At 52.3% G+C, this 2,854-nt stretch carries 2 protein-coding genes; both read right to left on the bottom strand.

What is annotated here, in order from left to right; translation table 11 throughout:
- Window positions 1-27: 27 nt before the first annotated feature.
- The gene (locus tag NW858_RS10605) at window positions 28-780 is read right to left on the bottom strand and encodes a hypothetical protein (protein WP_414520463.1); all 753 of its coding nucleotides are present in this window, start codon (window positions 778-780) and stop codon (window positions 28-30) included.
- 9 nt (window positions 781-789) lie between these two features.
- Window positions 790-1,704, bottom strand: a complete 915-nt coding sequence (locus NW858_RS10600; protein WP_414347537.1) for a radical SAM/SPASM domain-containing protein — start codon at window positions 1,702-1,704, stop codon at window positions 790-792.
- Between the last annotated feature and the right edge of the window lie 1,150 nt (window positions 1,705-2,854).

The raw sequence follows: 2,854 nt of genomic DNA, 5'->3' as shown, positions 1-2,854 counted from the left end.
CTTCCGAAGTTGGTTTGCTAAGTGTTGCTACTGTACCCCTTGATTCCTTAACAGGCTGTAGTAGCCCTGAATTGGAAAGTAAAACAGTTGATCTTCAGCGGACTTGCGCAGCACGCAGTAAAGCAGGGCATTGTGGCCAATCTGATTTTTGGTGGCTAGTTCGAGAATATCCTCGCGTTTCCATAGCTGCACAAACTTCAGTGGGTTGTATTCGACGTAGAGATAAGCCATTATCGTATAACCATTTGCCTGAGCTAGATCCCAGAAAAAAGTCGGTTGCACGTTGTAAAAACCATGGTCGAACCAGCCAGTAAAGGGCAGGCCATGGATCATCAAGCCGCCAGGCAGTGTGTAGTCGTGTATGGTTTTCATTACCTGAGCAATGTTGAAGATGTGCTTGGCTGTGCCAAGGTTAAAAACAACATCATAACGCTGGGGCAACTCAATAGGGAAATTGAGATCCAGCTTGAGAGCTGTCTCGGTGCCGTGAAGATCCACCGCCGTCATGGAGCGCGGCTGCCAGAAGGTGCGCCAAAAGATCTTGGCAATCTCGAACAGCATTCCGGGGCGCTTGGCTTGAGTTATTTCATCGAGCTGACGGAAGAGGGCAGTACGTTCTTCCTCTTTGGCAAAGCGATAAATGTCTTGGCCAAGCTGCTCGACAGCCACGTCGCCATACCAGTTGGCTTCGCCCAGTTCCAAACAGTCTCCTCCAAGTGGAATGGCGTTTTGCTCCCGCATTTGGCGAAATAGGGTGTATTCGATGGCGGTAATAGCCATAAATCTCTCTCAGAGAAAATTGCAGCGGCGGCAGGGCTCGACACGCAGACGGTTGTCCACTGTTGTGCGCAGTCGGCGATAGCTTGGGCTGTTGTAGATGTCGAGGACATGCTGCTCCCGAACGTTGCCTATGGGGTAGCGTGCCTGGCCATCGGCGCAACAATGGGCTACTACACCCGTTGCTGTGATCGATATATCAAACCAGCGGGTGCAGGCTACAGGCGGCACTGCGGAAGGGGGCATGTCAACCTGGCCAAGCCAGTTCGTGCGTGGAAAAATGCTCACTTCAAACAAGGGATAAGTTGTCTTTACCCAGACAGCAAAATCTTTATCAACTGCCGTGCCGTCACCGACACGCGACAGCACAATGCGCATTGGCAAACGTCCTTCAGCTTTTGCTTTGTGCAGCATGTCCAGGCTTTCGCGGGTTCGTCTATAGGGCAACCTCATTGTTGCCTCATATTCGTTCGGGCGATGATCGTTAAAACTAACCCACAAGTAGCCAAGATTGGGGAACTGGGTCAATCGTTCCAAGATCCGCTCGTTGATAAGCGAAGCATTGGTAGTCAAGGTGATGGTAGCGTGTGGTAACTCAGACTGGAGGTACGTAAGCAAATCAAAAATCCGTGCATCCAAAAATGGCTCATTGACCTTGAAGGGGCTTAATTGAAAGCGATGAAGACGTGGAATGTCTTTAAGGTCGTTGACGATTTTCTCTATGAGAGCATCGTCCATCTTTGTCCCTTTTCTTTCTAGCGAAGGATAGGGACAAAAGTTGCAGGCAGCGTTGCAGCGCGCCATCGTTTCCAGATGGACGTGGGCTGGAAAGTCAATGTATGAACTCTCCCGCATGGCCAGAGCTCTTCTCTGATAGTCCAGTAAGTTAGGCGGAATTGGGCTCATTTCAACGTTCTCTTGAAGCATGGAATTTTCTCCTGCAATATCTTCCCTACTGATTACAACACTTCCACGCAAGCTCTAGTGTAGGGGCTCTGCACCATTAGCGGGAAGGCTGCTGCCTGTGTCTGTTATGAGCTACCCCAGTGCATGGGTGGGTGGGGTTCCCCGCCTACCTAACGACAAGGCTTTTGTCTCTTCCCCTGCTCCAGTTGTTTCATCGTTCGCGGCAGCGGGACGGCGTCCATCCTGTGTACCGAGTCTGCGTTCGCAAAGCGTGGCGCTAGCCATATCTGTAGAGCTGAAGCATCCAAGACTCACGAGGCGGGTTCCCAGCCCTGGTTGGTAGCAACATCGAACATAACCCTCACCGACCCCCTGTCCCTCTCTATCGCAAAACCACAAGCAGACACAGACATGATAGCGGTACAGATTGACTCTAAGTGTATTGTTTCGTGCGGCGGTGCTCTGGTACACCCAAAGTCAATCTAGGGGCGCTGTCCATTCCCACCGTCTATACAGGGGGGCACTCCGCGCGTTTTGTTGACCCAGCCAGCAATAGGTTGAGCTGCGCTGAAAGATAGGCCAGACTAGGTTCGGTATGGCTAAGTGTGTCAGAACGAAGGAGGCGGCCAGCTCTTTGTTCGATTCCTCTCCAGCAACAACGCTTGGCTTCTGAAGCTTATCTGGTCAGTAGGACTTGCTGCCCGCAACTTGCCCGCAAGACTAAAGGAACGCCGCAAAGCCTTACGCAGCAAGCGTTTGCCGACTTAAAACTGCTGGCTTCCAAACTGCTGTTGTCGGTTCGATTCCGTCCGCCCGCTTCCACGCAACAAACACCGAACCAAACCGCAAAACCTGCTCCAGATGAGCACTTCCAGCCTCGAACCTTAGTCGAGGGTGCGTTTGAGTTAGGGGTGAATGGGGTAAGTTGGGGGTGAAAAGTAGCCGCAAAAAGGCCGCAAGGCTGAGGGCTGTGCGAGATGACTGAGAAGGCGCTGGTGCATATCCGAGTGGACAAACAGGCGTTACACCTGACGTGGACGTACCACGGGAAGCAGTAGCGGTTGTCCACCGGGATCCAGGACACGGCGGTCGGACGGCGGGTGAAGTCGGAAGCTGGTTGTCTTGGTTGAGCTTCTCGATGAGGAGTTGGATGAAGAAGCTGCTTTCAGAT

Source organism: Synechococcus sp. H55.10, from assembly GCF_047502715.1.
Classification (GTDB): Bacteria; Cyanobacteriota; Cyanobacteriia; order Thermostichales; family Thermostichaceae; genus Thermostichus.
This window is presented reverse-complemented; position numbering and strand designations above follow the sequence as displayed.

What these genes read in the sequence shown, in the direction of transcription:
- NW858_RS10605 (WP_414520463.1), bottom strand. Translation starts at nt 780, where the DNA reads ATGGCTATTACCGCCATCGAATACACCCTATTTCGCCAAATGCGGGAG.
- NW858_RS10600 (WP_414347537.1), bottom strand. Translation starts at nt 1,704, where the DNA reads ATGCTTCAAGAGAACGTTGAAATGAGCCCAATTCCGCCTAACTTACTG.